This is a genomic window from Neisseria sp. P0021.S007 (assembly GCF_051956855.1).
Genome location: NZ_JBQCXA010001823.1, coordinates 1 through 431, shown reverse-complemented (window position 1 = coordinate 431; position 431 = coordinate 1). Strand labels below are relative to the sequence as shown.

General features: G+C 46.6%; 1 pseudogene. It reads left to right on the top strand.

The features are described 5' to 3' along the window. Window positions 1–244 (top strand): annotated as a pseudogene (locus tag ACTHUR_RS21645) (NADH:ubiquinone oxidoreductase subunit N); the annotation flags it as partial. Window positions 245–431: the final 187 nt, after the last annotated feature.

The window sequence follows — 431 nt, the reverse complement described above, 5'->3', positions numbered from 1 at the left end:
CTTGAAACAAGGCCATGTTTGGTTGTCCGTATTTGCCGTCATCATGTCGCTGATTGGCGCCTTCTACTACCTGCGCGTGGTCAAAGTCATCTACTTCGATGCGCCTGATCATGACCAGCCGGTCGGCAGTAACTATGCCGCTAAATTTGTTCTGACGGTCAATGCCTTCTTGCTGCTCCTGTGGGGTATCATGCCGCAAACCGTTATCGACTGGTGTGCCAAAGCATTGGAAAATACCCTGTAAGCTTCAAACAAAACCAACGGCGGCTGTTCCAAAGCCGCCGTTTTTGTTAGGATTCGCATTCGGATGAAATATACCCAAAGTTCAGACGGCCTCAAGCCTTTGAACAATCATCAAGCAGGTATCATCAAGATATTGAATATTCCACGGATAATGATGGGCAAGAATGCCCATTTAACATGTTAAAATC